This is a genomic window from Cupriavidus taiwanensis (assembly GCF_900250115.1).
Taxonomy (GTDB): domain Bacteria; phylum Pseudomonadota; class Gammaproteobacteria; order Burkholderiales; family Burkholderiaceae; genus Cupriavidus; species Cupriavidus taiwanensis_B.
In genome coordinates this window covers 3475487-3494545 of record NZ_LT984803.1, presented here as the reverse complement: position 1 = coordinate 3494545, position 19059 = coordinate 3475487, and the positions used below count along the sequence as shown (strand labels likewise).

Sequence of the window (19059 nt, the reverse complement as noted above, 5' to 3'; positions counted from 1 at the left end):
AGGGCTACCCTGTATTTCCCCATTACGCAATCCGTTTACTATTCCGTAATCCCGAAGCACGCAAGCACCCTGTCGGCCCCCATATGATGCAGGCAGGTATTTCCAAAGACGGGGAGACAATGGACCTATCTATCGCCGCCATCCTGGCGCAGGACGGCATCACCTCGGGCGCGATCTACGCGTTGCTGGCGCTGGCGCTGGTGCTGGTGTTCTCGGTGACCCGCGTCATCTTCATTCCGCAAGGGGAATTCGTCGCCTATGGCGCGCTGACGCTGGCGGCGATGCAGGCCGGGCACGCGCCGCAGACCAGCTGGCTGCTGGTGGCAATGGGCGTGCTGACCTTTCTCTACGAGACCGTCACCGTCCTGCGCAGCGCCGAGCTGCGGCGCACGCTCGGCCAGCGGCTGGCGGTGCTGGCCGGCAAGTACCTGGTGTTCCCGCTGGCGGTGCACTGGGTGGTGCAGCAATATGGCGCGCAGCCGCTGCCGATGCTGGCGCAGGTCGCGCTGACGCTGCTGATCATCATCCCGCTCGGGCCGATGCTGTACCGGCTGGCCTACCAGCCGCTGGCCGAGGCCAGCACGCTGGTGCTGCTGATCGTCTCGGTGGGCGTGCACTTTGCGCTGGTGGGGCTGGGGCTGGTGATGTTCGGCGCCGAGGGCTCGCGTACCAATCCGTTCTCGGATGCGCGCTTCGAGGTGGGAGCGCTCAGCATCTCGGGACAGAGCCTGTGGGTGGTGGCGGTGTCGGCCCTGCTGATCGGCGCGCTGTATTTTTATTTCGAACGCACGCTGCAGGGCAAGGCGCTGCGCGCGACCGCCGTGAACCGGCTGGGCGCGCGCCTGGTCGGCATCGGCACCACGCAGGCGGGGCGCCTGTCGTTCACGCTGGCGGCGGCGATGGGAGCGCTGTGCGGCATCCTGATCGCGCCGCTGACCACGGTGTACTACGAGTCGGGTTTCCTGGTGGGCCTGAAGGGCTTTGTCGGCGCCATCGTCGGCGGGCTGGTGAGCTATCCGGTGGCGGCGCTCGGCGCACTGCTGGTGGGCCTGCTGGAATCGTATTCGTCCTTCTGGGCCAGCGCGTTCAAGGAGGTCATCGTCTTCACACTGATCATTCCGGTGCTGCTGTGGCGCTCGCTGACGAGCAAGCATGTCGAGGAGGAGGAATAAGCCATGACCATGCTGACCGACAAGCAGGCCGGCGTGGCCGGGGCCGAGGCCGGCAGCCGCGCGCGGCTGAACCGCAACCGGGTGCTGGTGCTGGCCCTGATCGTGGTGCTGGCGCTGCTGCCGGTGCTGCCGACACCGGAATTCTGGATCACGCTGGGCAACTACATCGGGCTCTACGGCATCGTCGCGATCGGGCTGGTGCTGCTCACCGGCGTGGGTGGCATGACCTCGTTCGGACAGGCGGCGTTCGTGGGCCTGGGCGCCTACAGCACCGCGTACCTGACCACGCAGTTCGGGCTGTCGCCGTGGTTCGGGTTGCTGGTGGGGCTGGTGATCACGATGGCATCGGCCTATGTGATCGGGCTGATCACGATGCGCATGTCCGGGCACTACCTGCCGCTGGCGACCATCGCCTGGGGCCTGTCGCTGTTCTTCCTGTTCGGCAACCTGGAGTTCCTGGGCAAGTATGACGGGCTCAACGGCATCCCGGTCCTGTCGTTGTTCGGCATCGAGCTGCAGTCCGGGCGTTCGATGTTCTATCTGATCTGGGCGGTGGTGCTGCTGGCGGTGCTGGCGATGCAGAACCTGCTGAACTCGCGCCCGGGGCGCGCGATCCGCGCGCTCAAGGGTGGTGGCGTCATGGCCGAGGCCATGGGCGTGAACACCGCGTGGATGAAGGTGGTGATCTTCGTGGTCGCGGCGATCCTGGCGTGCGTGTCGGGCTTCTTGTACGCGCACCTGCAGCGGGCGGTGAACCCGACGCCGTTCGGCCTGAACTACGGCATCGAATACCTGTTCATGGCCGTGGTCGGCGGGGTCGGTCACGTGTGGGGCGCAGTATTGGGTGCGGGCATCCTGACCATCCTGAAGGACGTGCTGCAGGGCGTGCTGCCCAAGCTGCTCGGCGCCAACGGCAACTTCGAGATCATCGTCTTCGGCGTGCTGCTGGTGCTGCTGCTGCAGTACGCGCGCGACGGCATCTGGCCGTTCCTGCGGCGCCTGGTGCCTTCCGGGCCGCCGGTGCTGGCGCCGCGGCAGGCGGCGGGGCTGGCGGTGCGCCAGAAGCCCGAGGCGGGCGAGCTGATCCTGGACGTGCGCGCCGCGCGCAAGCAGTTCGGCGGGCTGGTCGCCGTCAACGATGTCAGCTTCCAGGTGCGCGCCGGCGAGATCATCGGCCTGATCGGCCCCAATGGCGCGGGCAAGTCCACCACCTTCAACCTGGTGACCGGCGTGCTACCGGTCTCGGGCGGCGAGGTGCGCTACCGCGGCGAGGTGATCTCTGGCCTGCCGTCGCGCGAGATCGTCAAGCGCGGCATCGGCCGCACCTTCCAGCACGTGCACCTGCTGCCGACCATGACGGTGCTCGAGAACGTCGCCATCGGCGCCCACCTGCGCGGCGACTTCCACGCGCAGGGCGGCGTGTGCGCAGCGATCCTGCGCATGAACAAGACCGAGGAAGAGAAGCTGCTGTTCGAGGCCAAGCGTCAGCTGGAGCGCGTCGGCCTGGCCGACTGCATGTACATGGAAGCCGGCAGCCTGGCGCTGGGCCAGCAGCGGATCCTGGAAATTGCGCGCGCGCTGTGCTGCGACCCGGCGCTGCTGCTGCTCGACGAGCCTGCCGCCGGCCTGCGCTACAAGGAAAAGCAGGCGCTGGCCGAGCTGCTGCGCAAGCTGCGCGGCGAAGGCATGAGCGTGCTGCTGGTCGAGCACGACATGGACTTCGTGATGAACCTGACCGACCGGCTGGTGGTGATGGAATTTGGTTCGCGCATCGCGGAGGGCGTGCCCGAGGAAGTGCAGAAGAACCCGGCGGTGCTGGAAGCCTACCTGGGCGGCGTGGAATAAATGTGGAGCACGGACCGGACATGAGCCTGATTCTGGAAGTGAAGGACCTGCATGTGCGCTACGGCAAGGTCGAGGCGGTGCACGGCGCCAACCTGAAGGTGGAGGCGGGCCGCATCGTCACCGTGATCGGCCCGAACGGCGCCGGCAAGTCGACCATGCTCAATGCCATCATGGGCGCGCTGCCGGTGACGGGGTCGTCCAGCGGCACGGTCAGCTACCTGGGCCACGACATGGCCGGGATCCCGGTGGAAGGGCGGGTCGCGCGCGGCATGTGCCTGGTGCCGGAAAAGCGCGAGCTGTTTGCATCGATGACGGTAGAGGACAACCTGCAGCTTGGTGCGTTCCGCCGCAAGCGCGCGGGCGACAAGCATTACCTGGACCAGATGGATGTGGTCTACGAGCTGTTTCCGCGCCTGCGCGAGCGCGCGCGCCAGGATGCCGGCACGCTCTCCGGCGGCGAACGCCAGATGCTGGCGGTAGGCCGCGCGCTGATGGCCAAGCCGCAGTTGCTGATGCTGGACGAGCCCAGCCTTGGCCTGGCCCCGCTGATCGTCAAGGAGATCTTCCACATCATCAGCAACCTGCGCCAGACCGGCGTGGCCACGCTGCTGATCGAGCAGAATGCCCGCGCGGCGCTGCAGGTGGCGGACTATGGCTATGTGATCGAGACCGGCGACATGGCGATGGAAGGGCCGGCCGACGAACTGGCGGCTAATCCGAAGATCATCGAAACCTACCTTGGGCTGGCAAAGAAGGCGGCGTAAGGAAGCGGTGTTCGCCGCAGGAATGGGGGCCCGCATGTGCGGGCCCTTTGTTATTGCTTCTGTGAATAACTTTGGGGATAACCAGATTTCACCGGGCCTTTAGCCGTGCGGCAACTGTGGGGCAGGCTCACCGTCGATTTATATTCTTCTGATAGATGCCTACTGCAGACTGATTCGCGAAAACATTTGTCACGCATATATCAACGCGATATTAATTCGCGTGAGGAATGATAAGCGTGGTTTCTGACGGCGTGGATGTCATAGCGTAAATAATTTTGCGCTTTCTCTGGCCGTATCCGCACCAGCGGTTTCCAGCAGCCACGCGCGGAAGCAATTCAACGCCGGATGATCGCGCCGCTCCTTTGGCGCGCACAGGAAATAGCCGCGTTGCAGCGTAATCGGCAGGTCGAACGGTGCCGCCACGCGTCCCGCCGCGATTTCCTCGCGCACCAGGCAGCGCTGCAGCACGGCCACGCCCATGTCCGCGCGCACGGCCTGGATCAGGATCGAGACCTGGTCGAACGCTGTGGATAACCTGGGCGCAGCGTTGGGTACGCCGGCCGCCTGCAGCCAGTTTTGCCAGTTCGCCGGCGCCGTGGTGTGGTAGAGCAGGGGCTCGTCCAGCAGCTCGGCGGGAGACTGCCAGCGGCCGGCGTCGCGGCGGGCGCGCGCGCGGTCCGGGTGGCAGACCGGGACCATTTCACGGCCGATCACGTAGTCGGCCTGCAGGCCAGGCCATTTGCCGGCTTCGCCGGCCAGGATGGCGGCATCGGGCGAGGGGCCGGACAAGTCTTCGTCGCGCTGGTAGGGCACGAAGTCCAGCCGGATCTCCGGGTGGCGGCGATGGAAATCCCGCAGCCGCGGCACCAGCCAGACGCTGGCGAGGGTAGGCACCACCGACAGGGCCAGGTGGTGGCGGCGGTCGCCGGCGCGCAAGGCGGCGCTGGCGTGCTCGATGGCGGCGAGCGGTTCGGCCACGGCATCGAGCAGTTGCCGGCCGGCATCGGTCAGTCCCAGCCGGTGGGCATTACGTTGCAGCAGCGGCTGGCCGAAATGCGCTTCCAGCCGGGCGATGGCCCGGCTGATCGCACCCTGCGTCACGCACAGTTCTTCCGCCGCGCGCGTAAAGCTACCCAGCCGCGCCGCAGTGGCAAAGGCGTGCAACTCGGACATCGAAGGGGAATGCAGCCGCATGGCGGAGGGAGGGGGAGAGCGGGGAGGGCGGTTTGCGGCGCCCAGCGCAAGGATGATCTTTGGTAATGCAAAGGTGCAATATAGTCGTTTGCGCCCGGCCGGTAAACGGCTGACACTCGCCCGGTTCATGCACAAAACACCAACAGGAGAAACCCCATGATCCGAGCCCGGATGTCCCGCCGCCAGCTGCTGCTGACCGGCACCGCTGCCACCGCCACGCTGGTCTTTGCCGGCAGCGCGCTGGCGCAGGCCAACTACCCGACCCGCCCGATCCGGCTGATCGTGCCGTTCGCCGCCGGCGGCTCCACCGACCTGTCGGCGCGCCTGGTGGCGGAGTTTGCCGGCCGCGAGCTGGGGCAGTCGATCGTGGTGGAAAACAAGGGCGGCGCCGGCGGCTCGCTGGGCATGGAGCAGGTCGCCAATGCCGCGCCGGATGGCTACACCATCGGCATGGCCACGGTCAGCACGCACGGCTCCAATCCGGCCGTCTATCCCAAGCTCAAGTACGACCCGATCAAGGACTTTGCCCCGGTCACCAATGTGGTCGCGATCCCCAGCGTGTTCGCGGTGCACCCCAGCGTGCCGGCCAAGACCATGCAAGAGTTCATCGCGCTCGCCAAGGCCAACCCCGGCAAGTACAGCTTCGCCTCGCCGGGGGCCGGCTCGCTCGGCCACGTCAACATCGAGAACTTCATGATGCTGGCCAAGATCGATCTGCTGCATGTGCCCTACAAGGGCGCCGGGCTGGCGCTGAACGATGCCGTGGCAGGGCAGGTGAACGCGATTACGGACAACCTGTCGTCGACGCTGCCGCACGTGAAGGCCGGCCGCCTGCGCGCGCTGGCGGTGCTGGGCACGGCGCGCTCGGCACAGTTGCCGAACGTGCCGACCTACGCCGAGCTGGGCTTCAAGGACATGGGCGAGGGTGGCTGGTTCGGCATTGTCGCGCCCGCCAACACCCCGCCCGCCATCGTCGCCAGGCTGAACCAGGCGATCCACAAGGCCATGCAGAACCCGGAATTCAAGCGCAAGGTCGACGAGTCCGGCGGTACCCTGGTGCCGACCACGCCGGAGCAGTTCAAGGCACAGATTCAGCAGGCCATGGCTCGCTACGCCCGCGTCGCCAAGGCCGCCGAGATCAGGCTGGACTAAGGCATGGCAGAAGCAAGCAACCAGTCGGCCGCGCTGCCACCGGTGATCGTGTGCCTGCCGGAAGGGGAGGCCCTGCCGCTGGTGTGCGACTCGCCGCATAGCGGCACCGCCTACCCGTCGGACCTTGGTGCCGCGGTGCCCGCCGCGCGACTGCGCGGCGGCGAGGATACGCACGTCGATGCGCTGTGGCAGGCCGTGCCGGCGGCGGGCGGCACGCTGCTCGCGGCGACCTTCCCGCGCGTCTATATCGACCCCAACCGGATGGTTGATGACATCGACCCGGCGCAACTCGATGGAGCCTGGCCGACGCCGCTGGCTCCGGGACCGAAAACGCAGTTGGGCTATGGCCTTATCTGGAGCCGGATCGACGCGGCCACGCCGATCTACGACCGCAGGCTGTCGGTTGCGGAGGTGCAGGCTCGCATCGAGCGCTACTATCGTCCGTACCATGCGGCGCTGGCCGAGGCCGTAGAGGGCGCCTACGAGCGCTTCGGTGCGCTCTGGCACCTGAACCTGCACTCCATGCCCAATAACGCCTACGAGCGCCTGAAGATTGCCAGCCCGCATCCGCTGGCGGACTTTGTGTTGGGCGATCGTGATGGCACCACCTGCGAGCCGGGGCTGGTGGATGTGGTCGAGCGGGAGCTGCGCGGCATGGGTTACACCGTGGCGCGCAACGATCCGTACAAAGGCGTGCAGTTGATCGCGCAGATCGGGCGACCGGCGGAGCGGCGCAACAGCCTGCAGATCGAGATCCGGCGACCGCTGTACATGGATGAGGGGACTCGTGAGCGCAATGCCGGCTTCGTGTCGCTGCAGCGTGACCTGGGCAAGCTGACTGAGCAGGTGGCCGCCTATATCCGTACCCGTCTCTGAGGCGCTTGTTCCACGTGAAACATCTGGCCGGGCCTTGCGCCCGGCCTTTTTGTTTCACGTGAAACACAACGTCGCTTTCAGGCGACTAATCGCGTACCGCAAGCGCCATGTTTCACGTGAAACATGGTTTCCCTCGGAAAGCGATAACTCGAATGCCGCTATAATTTCGCATTCCCGAATTTTCCCGCCAGCCTCCCGGAGGAGGTGTCCCATGCTTTACCCGAAAGAATTCGATGTCATCGTCGTCGGCGGTGGCCATGCCGGCACTGAAGCCGCCCTCGCTGCGGCTCGCATGGGCTGCCAGACGCTGCTGCTGACCCATAACATCGAGACGCTTGGGCAGATGAGTTGCAACCCGTCGATCGGAGGCATCGGCAAGGGGCACCTGGTCAAGGAGGTGGACGCCATGGGCGGCGCCATGGCCGCTGCTACGGACGAGGCCGGCATCCAGTTCCGCATCCTGAATTCCAGCAAGGGGCCGGCCGTGCGCGCGACGCGCGCCCAGGCTGACCGGGTGCTGTATCGCAAGGCGATCCGCACCCGGCTCGAGAACCAGCCGAACCTGATGCTGTTCCAGCAAGCCGTCGACGACCTGATAGTGGAGGGCGACCGCGTGGTCGGTGCCATGACGCAGGTTGGCATCGCCTTCCGTGCGCGCGCGGTCGTGCTGACCGCCGGTACCTTCCTGGACGGCAAGATCCACGTGGGGCTGGACAACTACACCGGCGGCCGCGCCGGCGACCCGGCGGCGGTATCGCTGTCGGCACGCCTGAAGGACCTGAAGCTGCCGCAAGGCCGCCTGAAGACGGGCACGCCGCCGCGCATCGACGGGCGCACCATCGATTTTTCGGCGATGGAGGAGCAGCCTGGCGACCTCGATCCCGTGCCGGTCTTTTCCTTCCTTGGCCGGCCTGAACAGCATCCGCAGCAACTGCCGTGCTGGATTACCCATACCAACAGCCGTACCCACGACATCATCCGCGGCGGGCTCGATCGTTCGCCGATGTACACCGGTGTGATCGAGGGGGTGGGGCCGCGTTACTGCCCCAGCATCGAGGACAAGATCCATCGCTTTGCCAGCAAGGAAAGCCATCAGATCTTCCTGGAGCCTGAAGGCCTGACCACCAACGAGTTCTATCCCAACGGGATCTCGACCAGCCTGCCGTTCGACGTGCAGCTGGAACTGGTGCACTCGATCCGCGGCCTGGAGAACGCCCATATCCTCCGTCCCGGTTATGCGATCGAATACGACTACTTCGATCCGCGCGGCCTGAAGGCATCGCTGGAAAGCAAGGCGATCCGGGGCCTGTTCTTCGCCGGTCAGATCAATGGCACGACCGGTTATGAAGAAGCCGCGGCGCAGGGCCTGCTGGCCGGTATCAACGCCGGTTGCTACGTGCGTGAACGCGATCCCTGGACGCCACGTCGCGACCAGGCCTACCTTGGTGTGCTGGTCGACGACCTGATCACGCGCGGCGTGACCGAACCGTATCGCATGTTCACAAGCCGGGCGGAGTTTCGCCTGAGCCTGCGGGAAGACAACGCCGACATGCGGCTGACGGAAGTTGGCCGTGAACTGGGCGTGGTCGATGATGCGCGCTGGGACGCGTTCAACCGCAAGCGCGACGCTGTTTCACGTGAAACAGAACGTCTGAAGACCACCTGGGTGAACCCGGCGATGCTGCCGGCCGAAGATGCGGTGCCGCTGCTGGGCAAGCCAATCGAACGCGAATACAGCCTGGCCGACCTGCTGCGTCGCCCGGAAGTCGGCTACGAAGACCTGATGGCACTGCAGGGCGGCCGGCACGCGCCCGAGGCCCCACTGGATGCCGAGCCAATGCTGGCGGAACAGATCCGTGAGCAGATCGAGATCGGCATCAAGTACCACGGCTACATCGCCCGCCAGGCGGCCGAAGTGGACAAGCTGGAAGCCAACGAATCGACGCGCCTGCCGGAAGGGTTGGATTACACCGAAGTGCGCGGGCTTGGTTTCGAAGTCAGCCAGAAGCTGAATCAGCATCGCCCGGAAACGCTGGGCCAGGCTTCGCGCATCTCGGGTGTGACGCCGGCGGCGGTCTCGCTGCTGCTGGTACACCTGAAGAAGAAGGGACTGGGCCGCGGCCGTGCAGATGCCGGCGCATCGTCTGGCAACGGTGAAGAGGCTGCCTGAGTGCCGGCTCCGCGACACACCATGACCGACGACGCCACGCAGCGACGTCGCCTCGAAGCGGGCGTGGCCCAGATCGGGCTGGCCTTGGCGCCGGACCGGATCGACACGCTGTTCGCATACCTGGCGCTGCTGCGCAAATGGAATGGCGTCTACAACCTGACCGCCATCCGCCACCCGGACGAGATGCTTACGCATCACCTGCTGGATTCCCTCGCCGCGGTGCCGGCGCTGGCCGAAGCCGCACGTGCCGACGCGGTGCAGGCGCCGGCGCGGGGCAGGGTACTCGATGTGGGTTCGGGCGGCGGCATGCCGGGGCTGCCGCTGGCCATCGCCTGTCCGGATGTGTCGGTGCTGATGGTCGACATCGTGCAGAAGAAGACGGCTTTTCTGACGCAGTGCCGGGCTCAGCTGGGGTTGCCCAATGCCGCTGCGCATTGGGGCCCGGTGGAGAAACTGGACGATGCCGACGGCTTTGCCGTGATCACCTCGCGCGCGTTTGCCGAGCTGACGGATTTCGTCAACCTGTCGGGCCAGTTGCTCGCGCCACGCGGCCAGCTGATCGCAATGAAGGGTGTGTATCCACAGGCCGAGCTGGAGCGCATGGAAGCCGCCGGACTGATGGCGCAATGGCAGGTCGACGCCGTGCCACGGCTGACCGTGCCCGGGCTGGAGGCGGAGCGCCACCTGGTGGTGCTGTCGCGCCGCGCGGGCGCCACCGCATGACCTACGCCGCGGCGCCGCGCAAGCGCGCCGCGAACTGCCAGCCGCGTGCTGGCCGGATGATTTGAAGCAGGAGCCGCAGGAGCTTATGGCCAAGGTATTCGTGATCGCAAACCAGAAGGGCGGGGTAGGCAAGACCACCACCACGGTGAACCTTGCCGCTGGCCTGGCGGCCCAGGGCCAGCGCGTGCTGCTGGTCGACCTGGACCCGCAGGGCAATGCATCGATGGGCTCCGGCATCGACAAGCAGGCGCTGGAAACCAGCGTGTACCAGGTGCTGGTTGGCCTGGCCGGCATCGCCCAGGCGCGCCAGCGCTCCGAAACCGGCAAGTACGACGTGCTGCCGGCCAATCGCGAACTGGCCGGTGCGGAAGTGGAACTGGTCGAGCTGGACCAGCGCGAGCGCCGGCTGCGCCAGGCGATTGCGGAAGTCGACGGCGATTATGACTTCGTGCTGATCGACTGCCCGCCGTCGCTGTCGCTGCTGACGCTGAACGGTCTGTGCGCGGCGCATGGCGTGATCGTGCCGATGCAGTGCGAGTACTTTGCCCTGGAAGGGCTGTCGGACCTGGTCAATACCATCAAGCAGGTGCACGCCAACCTGAACCGCGACCTGCAGGTGATCGGCCTGCTGCGCGTGATGTTCGATCCGCGCGTGACACTGCAGCAGCAGGTGTCGGCGCAACTGGAATCGCACTTCGGTGAGAAAGTCTTCAAGACCCTGATCCCGCGCAATGTGCGGCTGGCCGAGGCACCGTCCTACGGCATGCCGGGCGTGGCGTTCGATCCGTCATCGAAGGGCGCCAAGGCTTACCTGGACTTCGGCGCGGAGATGATTGCGCGGGTCCGGCAGCTGGGCTGAAGGAGAGGGCAAGAGCATGAGCACTGCAAAGAAGAAGGGCCTGGGCCGCGGCCTCGAAGCGCTGTTGGGCGGGCCCGCCGAAATCGTCGAGTCGGTCAGGCAGGAGGGGGCGCCCACCGTGCTGAACCTGAACCAGCTGCAGCCCGGCAAGTACCAGCCGCGCACGCGCATGGACGAAGGCGCGCTGCAGGAGTTGGCCGCCAGCATCCGCGCGCAGGGGCTGATGCAACCGATCCTGGTGCGACGCGTGGCCGAGCCCGACCGCTACGAGATCATTGCCGGCGAACGGCGCTTCCGCGCCTCCAGGCTGGCCGGGCTGGACAAGGTCCCGGTGCTGGTCAAGGAGGTGGCCGACGAAGCCGCGGCGGCGATGGCGCTGATCGAGAACATCCAGCGCGAAGACCTGAATCCGCTGGAAGAAGCGCAGGGCATCATGCGGCTGATCCGCGAGTTCAGTTTCACGCACGAGCAGGCGGCCGAGTCGGTCGGCCGCTCGCGCAGCGCGGTGTCCAACCTGCTGCGCCTGCTGAACCTGGCCGCGCCGGTGCAGACCATGCTGATGGCCGGCGACCTCGACATGGGCCACGCGCGTGCGCTGCTGGCCGTGGACGGTGCCAACCAGATCACGCTGGCCAACCAGGTCGTCAACAAGCGCCTTTCGGTGCGCGAGACCGAAAAGCTGGTGGCCTCGACGCTCAAGCCGTTCGACCTCAAGTCGCTCAAGCAGAAGGGCGCCAACAATGTGCGTGACGTGGCGCGGCTGGAAGAGGAGTTGTCGGATGCGCTCGGGCTGGCGGTGCAGATCAAGCTAACGACACGCGGCAAGGGCCAGCTGACGATCCACTTCAGCAACAACGATGCGCTCGAAGGGGTGCTGGCGCGCCTGCGCGAATCGCGCGAGGGACAGCAGGCTGCCTGATTTTTTGCGCGATTAACGGCCATTGCTGCCGCGACTGTTGCGCGCACGCAGCACTGGCCGGGCCGATCCCCGGTATACCTTGTGCCCGATCGGTAATCCCCCATCATGCGCAGGGTTCCCTGCGCAATCCAATTACGTCAAACATCATTGCCGCGCAATTTTCGCGCAGCCATTATGCAATCGTGATGGCAACCGTTGTGCGCAACGCACTGCAAGGTAAATGTAAGCAGATTGACGCGAATCAGTAGTTCCCCTTAAAATCGTGCGGTTTGAATTCTGGTCGGGCCGAAAAGTTCCGGCCCGGATAAGGCAGGCAGGTGGTGGTTCGAGACCGTCAGCAACGAGGCGCCGGGTCCCGTCAGGAAGATGACTGGGATGACTGGAAAGAAGGCGCGGACCGTGAAGAAGAGGCCGTCGATCCGCTGTCGCATGCCGAGGCGGTGTCGCTGTTTGGCGAGCGCGCGCTGCGTCCTTCGCGCATGACCCCGGGCAAGGTTGTCCTGGCGCAGGTGGCGGTTTCCCTGCTGTCGGCACTGTGCTGGGCGCTGTTTGCGAGAGAGCCGGGGCCATATGGATGGTCGGCGCTGTTCGGCGGCATGGTGTGCTTCGTGCCGAGCGGATTCTTCGCTTTCCGCCTGTGGCTGGCGCGCGACCGCGCCTCGGTGGGTGGGCTGGTGCTGGGCGAGGCGATCAAGGTCTTTGCCACGGTGGCGCTGCTGGTGCTGGTCGTGGTGCTGTACCGGGATCTGCGTTGGGTGCCGATGCTGGTCACGTTCCTGCTGGCGCTGAAGACATACTGGGTGGTGGCACTGGCATTGCGCTAGGTCCGCTGCTCGAAAGCGGTGCTTCCCCTGCAAGTGGTGGCACCAAAACGGAATATCAAGAGTTTCCGTGACGGCTGCGGCGTGTTTCATGGCGCTGACACCGGACACGGCCAAGGTTGGAAGCCCGCTTGCATCGCGGTGACCGGCGAATCCGCCGAAGGCAATGCAAGACGCGTACCGGGTGCCGCACAAGAGTAGCGGCGCGCGGCCCGAAGATTTCGCAATATACCGTTCGATTCGACAATGGCAGAAGCTACCCAAAGCGCCGAGCACGCGCTGACACCCTCCGGCTATATCGCCGAACACTTGCAGAACTTGAACTCGGTCGGCGGCAAGCAGGCGTCGGTGGTCGATTTCTCCGTGATCAACTATGACACGGTGTTCTGGTCGGTCCTGTGCGGCGCAATCGCCGTGCTGTTCCTGTACGTTGCCGCGCGCCGCGTCACTGCCGGCGTACCGGGCCGCTTCCAGGCCTTCGTCGAGATGATCGTCGAGATGGTCGACGACCAGGCCAAGGGCATCATCCACGGCGACCGTTCGTGGATTGCGCCGCTGGCGCTGATGGTGTTCTGCTGGATCACCATGATGAACGCGATCGACCTGATTCCGGTCGACTGGGTCACCGGCCTGAACAGCCTGCTGGGCATCTTCCACATTCATCTTCCCCACCACCGCGCGGTGGCCACGGCCGACCTGAACGGCACGCTGGGCATGTCGTGCTCGGTGCTGGTGCTGATGATCTACTACAGCTTCAAGATCAAGGGCACGGGCGGCTTCATGCACGAACTGTTCTCGGCCCCGTTCGGCGCCAAGTGGTACCTGGCCCCGTTCAACCTGGTCCTGAACCTGATCGAATTCCTCGCCAAGGCGGTTTCGCTCGGCATGCGGTTGTTCGGCAACATGTACGCCGGCGAACTCGTGTTCCTGCTGATCGCGCTGCTGGGTTCCATCTGGACGTTCAGCGCCGACCTGTCCGCGCTGGGCTTTGTCGGCCACGTGGTGGCTGGCACGGTATGGGCGATCTTCCACATCCTGATCGTGCTGCTCCAGGCCTTCATTTTCATGATGCTGACGCTGGTGTATATCGGCCAGGCTCACGATCACCATTGATCAGCGCAGGTTCAAGGTTTTAGGTTTTTTGGTTTTTGGTTTTTTGGTTCTAAGTCTCTCTAAATTAAAGGAGTCGTCATGCAAGAATTTCTCGCCAACATCCAGGGTCTGACCGCCATCGGTATCGGTATCATCATCGGCCTGGGCGCTATCGGCGCCTGCCTGGGTATCGCCCTGATGGGTGGCAAGTACATCGAAGCCTGCGCACGTCAGCCTGAACTGATGAACCCGCTGCAAACCAAGATGTTCCTGCTGGCTGGCCTGATCGACGCGGCATTCCTGATCGGCGTGGGTGTTGCGATGCTGTTCGCCTTCGCCAACCCGCTGCTGGCTGTCATCAAGTAATTCTTTTCGGTCTGCATGATGCTGACGGGCGGCGCGGGCCACCAGCCTGGCCGCCTTTTGTGCATTTATCTGTAGTTTGATTACCGAAAGGAACACACCATGAATCTGAACGCAACGTTTTTTGCGCAGATGGTCGTGTTCTTCATCCTGTGGTGGGTTGTTGCCAAATTCATTTGGCCGCCGCTGGTGAAGGCGCTCGACGAACGCGCAACGAAGATCGCCGATGGCCTCGCCGCTGCCGAGAAGGGCAAGGCCGAGCTTGAACTCGCCAACAAGCGTGTGGACCAGGCCATGGCCGAAGCCCGCACCGAAGGCGCTCAACGCGTCGCTGACGCCGAGAAGCGCGCTCAGCTGACGGCCGACGAGATCAAGCAGAACGCCCAGGCAGAAGCCGCACGCATCATTGCCCAGGCCAAGGCCGATGCTGATCAGCAGGTTACCCGTGCTCGCGAAGAACTGCGCGACCAGGTTGCCGTGCTGGCCGTCAAGGGTGCCGAGCAGATCCTCAAGCGTGAAGTGAACGCGCAGGTCCACAGCGACCTGCTCAATCAACTCAAGGCTGAGCTCTAATCATGGCTGAAACCGCAACCATTGCCCGTCCCTACGCTGAGGCGCTGTTCCGCGTCGCCAGTGAATCGAGCGCAGGCAACCTGGGTGCATGGTCCGAGCTGGTGTCGGAAATGGGGCAAGTTGCCGCCAATGCCGACATGAAGGCGGTCGCCGACGATCCGAACGTTCCCGGCGACAAGCTGGCCGAACTGTTCCTGTCGGTGCTGAAGTCCCCGGTCAGCGATGAGGCACGCCGCTTCGTCAAGCTGCTGGTGGAAAACGGCCGCCTGACGGTGATGCCCGACATCGCCGAACAGTTCCATGCGCTCAAGAACGCCCGCGAAGGGTCGTCCGACGTTGAGATCATCAGCGCATTCCCGCTGGAAGATGGTCAGCTGAACGACCTGGTCGCCGCACTCGAACGCAAGTTCGGCCGCAAGCTGTACGCGCAGGTGGCGGTGGACCCGTCCCTGATCGGCGGCGTCAGCGTCAAGGTTGGCGACGAAGTGCTCGACACCTCCGTGCGTGCGCGCCTGGCAGCCATGCAAACCGCGCTGACCGCCGCCTGAGCGGCCGTCGGACGGATTGAAGAATTAGGAGCATTGTGATGCAACTGAACCCCTCAGAAATCAGCGAGCTGATCAAGACCCGCATCTCGGGCCTTGGCGCCGAAGCTGAAGTGCGCAACACCGGCACGGTGATCTCCGTGACCGACGGTATCTGCCGCGTGCATGGCCTGTCTGGCGTGATGCAGGGCGAGATGCTGGAATTCCCCGGCAACACCTTCGGCCTCGCGCTGAACCTCGAGCGCGACTCGGTCGGCGCCGTGGTGCTGGGCGACTACGAACACATTTCCGAAGGCGACACGGTCAAGTGCACCGGCCGCATTCTGGAAGTGCCCGTTGGCAAGGAACTGCTGGGCCGCGTGGTGAACACGCTGGGCCAGCCGATCGACGGCAAGGGTCCGATCAACGCGAAGGAAACCGACGTGATCGAGAAGGTCGCGCCGGGCGTGATCGCGCGTCAGTCGGTGAGCCAGCCGGTGCAGACCGGCCTGAAGTCGATCGACTCCATGGTGCCGATCGGCCGTGGCCAGCGTGAGCTGATCATTGGCGACCGCCAGACCGGCAAGACTGCCGTGGCCGTCGACGCGATCATCAACCAGAAGGGCAAGGGCATGTACTGCGTGTACGTCGCCATTGGCCAGAAGGCTTCGACGATCGCCAACGTGGTGCGCAAGCTGGAAGAGCACGGCGCGATGGAATACACCGTCGTCGTGGCCGCCGCCGCTTCGGACTCGGCCGCCATGCAGTACCTGGCCGCCTACGCCGGCTGCACCATGGGTGAGTACTTCCGCGACCGCGGCGAAGACGCGCTGATCGTTTATGACGACCTGACCAAGCAAGCCTGGGCCTATCGCCAGGTGTCGCTGCTGCTGCGCCGCCCGCCGGGCCGCGAAGCCTACCCGGGCGATGTGTTCTACCTGCACTCGCGCCTGCTGGAGCGTGCTGCCCGCGTGAACGAAGACTATGTCGAGAAGTTCACCAACGGCGCCGTCAAGGGCAAGACCGGTTCGCTGACCGCGCTGCCGATTATCGAAACGCAGGCCGGCGACGTGTCCGCGTTCGTGCCGACCAACGTGATCTCGATCACGGACGGCCAGATCTTCCTGGAAACCGACCTGTTCAACGCCGGTATTCGTCCCGCCATCAACGCCGGTATCTCGGTGTCGCGCGTGGGTGGTGCTGCACAGACCAAGGTGGTGAAGAACCTGTCCGGCGGTATCCGTACCGACCTGGCACAGTACCGTGAACTGGCAGCGTTCGCGCAGTTTGCTTCGGACCTGGACGACGCCACCCGCAAGCAGCTCGAGCGCGGCCGCCGCGTGACCGAACTGCTCAAGCAGGCCCAGTACCAGCCGCAGCAGGTGTGGCAGCTGGCTGCGTCGCTGTTCGCCGCCAACAATGGCTTCCTCGACAACGTGGAAGTGAAGGACATTCTGCCGTTCGAGAAGGGCCTGCACGACCATCTGAAGACCAAGTACGCCGACCTCGTCAACCGTATCGAAGACACCAAGGTGCTGTCGAAGGAAGACGAGCCCGCCCTGCGTGCCGCGATCGAGGATTTCAGGAAGTCCGCCGCGTTCTAACTGCGCAATTCCCCGACACCGCCGCCGCGCCTGGCTGACGCCGGCGCGGCGCTGGTTCGGACGGAGAGGAAGATATGGCCGGAACGAAAGAAATTCGAACCAAGATCAAGAGCGTGCAGAACACGCGCAAGATCACCAAGGCGATGGAGATGGTCGCCGCATCCAAGATGCGCAAGGCGCAGGAGCGGATGCGCAATGCCCGTCCCTACGCCGAGAAAGTGCGCAACATCGCGGCGCACCTGGCTTCGGCCAACCCCGAGTTCAAGCACCCGTTCATGCAGGAGCGCGAAGTCAAGCGCGTTGGCATGATCGTGGTGACGACCGACAAGGGGCTGTGCGGCGGTCTGAACACGAACGTGCTGCGTGCGGTGACCAACGAGCTGAAGAGCCTGCAAGGCCGCGGCGTGGGTGTGCAAGCCACTGCCATCGGCAGCAAGGGCATGCAGTTCCTGAGCCGCATCGGCGCCAAGGTGGCCTCGAATGTGGTGCAGCTCGGCGACACCCCGCACCTGGAAAAGCTGATCGGCGCGATCAAGGTCCAGCTCGATGCATTCACCAACGGTGAAGTCGACGCGGTGTACCTGGCGTACACCAAGTTCATCAACACGATGAAGCAGGAACCGATGGTTGAGCAGCTTCTGCCGCTCGCCGCCGACAAGCTGTCGCAGACGGAAGAAGAGAAGCGCGCCTATTCGTGGGACTACATCTACGAGCCTGACGCGCAGACCGTGGTGGAAGAGCTGTTGGTCCGCTACGTCGAGGCGCTGGTGTACCAGGCCGTGGCCGAGAACATGGCGTCCGAGCAGTCGGCACGCATGGTGGCCATGAAGGCGGCATCCGACAACGCGAAGAACGTGATCGGCGAACTGCAGCTGGACTACAACAAGACCCGGCAGGCAGCGATCACCAAGGAACTGTCGGAGATCGTCAGCGGCGCGGCAGCGGTCTGAGGCGTCAAGAATTCAAGCTATCGGAGATACGAAATGAGTATCGGAAATATTGTGCAGTGCATCGGCGCCGTGGTGGACATCGAGTTCCCGCGCGACGCGATGCCGAAGGTGTACGACGCGCTGGTGCTGGAAGACAGCGGCGAAACGTCGTTCGCCGAAAAGGGCCTGACGTTCGAAGTCCAGCAGCAGCTGGGCGACGGCGTGGTGCGTACCATTGCCCTCGGTTCGTCGGACGGCCTGCGCCGCGGCATGCCCGTGAAGAACACCGAAGCGCCGATCTCGGTGCCGGTGGGTCAGGGCACGCTGGGCCGCATCATGGACGTGCTGGGTCGCCCCATTGACGAAGCTGGCCCGATCGCTTCGGAAGAGCGCCGCGCGATTCACCAGAAGGCGCCGAAGTTCGACGAACTGTCGCCTTCGACCGACCTGCTCGAAACCGGCATCAAGGTGATCGACCTGATCTGCCCGTTCGCCAAGGGCGGCAAGGTGGGCCTGTTCGGTGGTGCCGGCGTGGGCAAGACCGTCAACATGATGGAGCTCATCAACAACATCGCCAAGCAGCACAGCGGTCTGTCGGTGTTCGCCGGCGTGGGCGAGCGTACCCGTGAAGGGAACGACTTCTACCACGAAATGAAGGAATCCAACGTGCTCGACAAGGTGGCCATGGTGTTCGGCCAGATGAACGAGCCGCCGGGCAACCGTCTGCGCGTGGCACTTTCCGGCCTGACCATGGCCGAGAAGTTCCGCGACGAAGGCCGCGACATCCTGTTCTTCGTCGACAACATCTACCGCTACACGCTGGCTGGTACCGAAGTGTCGGCACTGCTGGGCCGTATGCCTTCCGCCGTGGGCTACCAGCCGACGCTGGCTGAAGAAATGGGCAAGCTGCAGGAGCGTATTACGTCGACCAAGACCGGCTCGATCACCTCGATCCAGGCCGTCTACGTGCCTGCGGATGACTTGACCGACCCGTCGCCGGCAACCACCTTCCTGCACCTGGACTCGACCCTGGTGCTGTCGCGTGACATCGCCGCTCTCGGTATCTACCCCGCAGTGGACCCGCTCGACTCGACCTCGCGCCAGATGGATCCGCAGGTTGTGGGCCAGGAGCACTACAGCGTCGCGCGCGCCGTGCAGCAGACGCTGCAGCGCTACAAGGAACTGCGCGACATCATCGCGATTCTGGGCATGGACGAACTGTCGCCGGAAGACAAGATGGCCGTGAACCGCGCGCGTAAGATCCAGCGTTTCCTGTCGCAGCCGTTCCACGTGGCCGAAGTGTTCACGGGTTCGCCGGGCAAGTACGTGCCGCTGAAGGAAACCATCCGCGGCTTCAAGATGCTGGTCGACGGCGAGTGCGATCACCTGCCCGAGCAGGCGTTCTACATGGTCGGCTCGATCGACGAAGCCTTCGAGAAGGCCAAGAAGCTCCAGTAAGCCTTGCTTGTCGTTCCCGCG

At 64.7% G+C, this 19059-nt stretch carries 18 protein-coding genes; 17 read left to right on the top strand and 1 reads right to left on the bottom strand.

Translation table 11 applies throughout. The features are described 5' to 3' along the window. Positions 1 to 119 precede the first annotated feature (119 nt). The 3 genes from CBM2586_RS16340 to CBM2586_RS16330 are packed head-to-tail and all read left to right on the top strand — an operon-like array spanning position 120 to position 3781. Positions 120 to 1172 (top strand): branched-chain amino acid ABC transporter permease, encoded by a 1053-nt coding sequence (locus tag CBM2586_RS16340; protein ID WP_092316787.1) that lies wholly within the window; start codon positions 120 to 122, stop codon positions 1170 to 1172. Between the two features lie 3 nt (positions 1173 to 1175). Next, positions 1176 to 3017 carry a branched-chain amino acid ABC transporter ATP-binding protein/permease gene (locus CBM2586_RS16335; RefSeq protein ID WP_115663545.1) on the top strand — a complete coding sequence of 614 codons (1842 nt, stop codon included), beginning with the start codon at positions 1176 to 1178 and terminating at the stop codon, positions 3015 to 3017. A gap of 20 nt (positions 3018 to 3037) precedes the next feature. Further along, positions 3038 to 3781, top strand: a complete 744-nt coding sequence (locus tag CBM2586_RS16330) for an ABC transporter ATP-binding protein (protein ID WP_115688492.1) — start codon at positions 3038 to 3040, stop codon at positions 3779 to 3781. Between the two features lie 258 nt (positions 3782 to 4039). Here CBM2586_RS16330 and CBM2586_RS16325 read toward each other — a convergent pair whose 3' ends face one another. Next, a complete protein-coding gene (locus CBM2586_RS16325) occupies positions 4040 to 4975 on the bottom strand; it encodes a LysR substrate-binding domain-containing protein (RefSeq protein WP_115663547.1) in 936 nt (311 codons plus the stop codon). 156 nt (positions 4976 to 5131) lie between these two features. On the opposite strand from CBM2586_RS16325, the gene CBM2586_RS16320 reads away from it, so the two are divergent. The 14 genes from CBM2586_RS16320 (at position 5132) to atpD (ending at position 19038) form a co-directional block, all read left to right on the top strand. Beyond that, the gene (locus CBM2586_RS16320; protein WP_115663548.1) at positions 5132 to 6127 is read left to right on the top strand and encodes a Bug family tripartite tricarboxylate transporter substrate binding protein; all 996 of its coding nucleotides are present in this window, start codon (positions 5132 to 5134) and stop codon (positions 6125 to 6127) included. A 3-nt stretch (positions 6128 to 6130) separates the two neighbouring features. Then, complete coding sequence (locus CBM2586_RS16315; RefSeq protein ID WP_115663549.1) at positions 6131 to 7003, top strand: N-formylglutamate amidohydrolase; 873 nt, start codon at positions 6131 to 6133, stop codon at positions 7001 to 7003. A gap of 211 nt (positions 7004 to 7214) precedes the next feature. Beyond that, entirely contained in the window at positions 7215 to 9173 is a 1959-nt protein-coding gene (gene mnmG, locus CBM2586_RS16310) for a tRNA uridine-5-carboxymethylaminomethyl(34) synthesis enzyme MnmG (protein ID WP_115688490.1), read from the top strand. A 21-nt stretch (positions 9174 to 9194) separates the two neighbouring features. Next, positions 9195 to 9896, top strand: coding sequence for a 16S rRNA (guanine(527)-N(7))-methyltransferase RsmG (gene rsmG / locus CBM2586_RS16305; RefSeq protein WP_115663551.1), 702 nt, complete (start codon positions 9195 to 9197; stop codon positions 9894 to 9896). 85 nt (positions 9897 to 9981) lie between these two features. After that, a complete protein-coding gene (locus tag CBM2586_RS16300; protein WP_062795850.1) occupies positions 9982 to 10755 on the top strand; it encodes a ParA family protein in 774 nt (257 codons plus the stop codon). A gap of 16 nt (positions 10756 to 10771) precedes the next feature. Next, positions 10772 to 11674 (top strand): ParB/RepB/Spo0J family partition protein, encoded by a 903-nt coding sequence (locus CBM2586_RS16295; protein WP_115688488.1) that lies wholly within the window; start codon positions 10772 to 10774, stop codon positions 11672 to 11674. A gap of 317 nt (positions 11675 to 11991) precedes the next feature. Next, a complete protein-coding gene (locus CBM2586_RS16290) occupies positions 11992 to 12498 on the top strand; it encodes an ATP synthase subunit I (RefSeq protein WP_115663553.1) in 507 nt (168 codons plus the stop codon). A 243-nt stretch (positions 12499 to 12741) separates the two neighbouring features. Next, positions 12742 to 13608: a F0F1 ATP synthase subunit A gene (gene atpB, locus CBM2586_RS16285; protein WP_115663554.1), complete on the top strand. Its 867-nt coding sequence runs from the start codon at positions 12742 to 12744 to the stop codon at positions 13606 to 13608. A 78-nt stretch (positions 13609 to 13686) separates the two neighbouring features. Continuing rightward, positions 13687 to 13953 (top strand): F0F1 ATP synthase subunit C, encoded by a 267-nt coding sequence (atpE, locus tag CBM2586_RS16280; protein ID WP_010811268.1) that lies wholly within the window; start codon positions 13687 to 13689, stop codon positions 13951 to 13953. A 99-nt stretch (positions 13954 to 14052) separates the two neighbouring features. After that, positions 14053 to 14523 carry a F0F1 ATP synthase subunit B gene (locus CBM2586_RS16275; RefSeq protein WP_115663555.1) on the top strand — a complete coding sequence of 157 codons (471 nt, stop codon included), beginning with the start codon at positions 14053 to 14055 and terminating at the stop codon, positions 14521 to 14523. A gap of 2 nt (positions 14524 to 14525) precedes the next feature. Then, positions 14526 to 15071: a F0F1 ATP synthase subunit delta gene (locus CBM2586_RS16270; RefSeq protein ID WP_063240866.1), complete on the top strand. Its 546-nt coding sequence runs from the start codon at positions 14526 to 14528 to the stop codon at positions 15069 to 15071. 38 nt (positions 15072 to 15109) lie between these two features. After that, positions 15110 to 16651 (top strand): F0F1 ATP synthase subunit alpha, encoded by a 1542-nt coding sequence (atpA, locus tag CBM2586_RS16265; RefSeq protein ID WP_115688486.1) that lies wholly within the window; start codon positions 15110 to 15112, stop codon positions 16649 to 16651. A 74-nt stretch (positions 16652 to 16725) separates the two neighbouring features. After that, entirely contained in the window at positions 16726 to 17601 is an 876-nt protein-coding gene (atpG, locus tag CBM2586_RS16260) for a F0F1 ATP synthase subunit gamma (protein ID WP_115663557.1), read from the top strand. Positions 17602 to 17634: 33 nt separating this feature from the next. Next, positions 17635 to 19038, top strand: coding sequence for a F0F1 ATP synthase subunit beta (atpD, locus tag CBM2586_RS16255; protein ID WP_115663558.1), 1404 nt, complete (start codon positions 17635 to 17637; stop codon positions 19036 to 19038). Positions 19039 to 19059: the final 21 nt, after the last annotated feature.

Bases quoted from the DNA above. Each gene is read 5' to 3' on its own strand.
- CBM2586_RS16320 (WP_115663548.1), top strand. From the start codon at position 5,132: ATGATCCGAGCCCGGATGTCCCGCCGCCAGCTGCTGCTGACCGGCACC.
- CBM2586_RS16275 (WP_115663555.1), top strand. From the start codon at position 14,053: ATGAATCTGAACGCAACGTTTTTTGCGCAGATGGTCGTGTTCTTCATC.
- CBM2586_RS16270 (WP_063240866.1), top strand. From the start codon at position 14,526: ATGGCTGAAACCGCAACCATTGCCCGTCCCTACGCTGAGGCGCTGTTC.
- atpG (WP_115663557.1), top strand. From the start codon at position 16,726: ATGGCCGGAACGAAAGAAATTCGAACCAAGATCAAGAGCGTGCAGAAC.
- atpE (WP_010811268.1), top strand. From the start codon at position 13,687: ATGCAAGAATTTCTCGCCAACATCCAGGGTCTGACCGCCATCGGTATC.
- atpD (WP_115663558.1), top strand. From the start codon at position 17,635: ATGAGTATCGGAAATATTGTGCAGTGCATCGGCGCCGTGGTGGACATC.
- CBM2586_RS16315 (WP_115663549.1), top strand. From the start codon at position 6,131: ATGGCAGAAGCAAGCAACCAGTCGGCCGCGCTGCCACCGGTGATCGTG.
- CBM2586_RS16340 (WP_092316787.1), top strand. From the start codon at position 120: ATGGACCTATCTATCGCCGCCATCCTGGCGCAGGACGGCATCACCTCG.
- CBM2586_RS16295 (WP_115688488.1), top strand. From the start codon at position 10,772: ATGAGCACTGCAAAGAAGAAGGGCCTGGGCCGCGGCCTCGAAGCGCTG.
- atpB (WP_115663554.1), top strand. From the start codon at position 12,742: ATGGCAGAAGCTACCCAAAGCGCCGAGCACGCGCTGACACCCTCCGGC.
- rsmG (WP_115663551.1), top strand. From the start codon at position 9,195: ATGACCGACGACGCCACGCAGCGACGTCGCCTCGAAGCGGGCGTGGCC.
- CBM2586_RS16335 (WP_115663545.1), top strand. From the start codon at position 1,176: ATGACCATGCTGACCGACAAGCAGGCCGGCGTGGCCGGGGCCGAGGCC.
- mnmG (WP_115688490.1), top strand. From the start codon at position 7,215: ATGCTTTACCCGAAAGAATTCGATGTCATCGTCGTCGGCGGTGGCCAT.
- CBM2586_RS16325 (WP_115663547.1), bottom strand. From the start codon at position 4,975: ATGCGGCTGCATTCCCCTTCGATGTCCGAGTTGCACGCCTTTGCCACT.
- CBM2586_RS16330 (WP_115688492.1), top strand. From the start codon at position 3,038: ATGAGCCTGATTCTGGAAGTGAAGGACCTGCATGTGCGCTACGGCAAG.
- atpA (WP_115688486.1), top strand. From the start codon at position 15,110: ATGCAACTGAACCCCTCAGAAATCAGCGAGCTGATCAAGACCCGCATC.
- CBM2586_RS16300 (WP_062795850.1), top strand. From the start codon at position 9,982: ATGGCCAAGGTATTCGTGATCGCAAACCAGAAGGGCGGGGTAGGCAAG.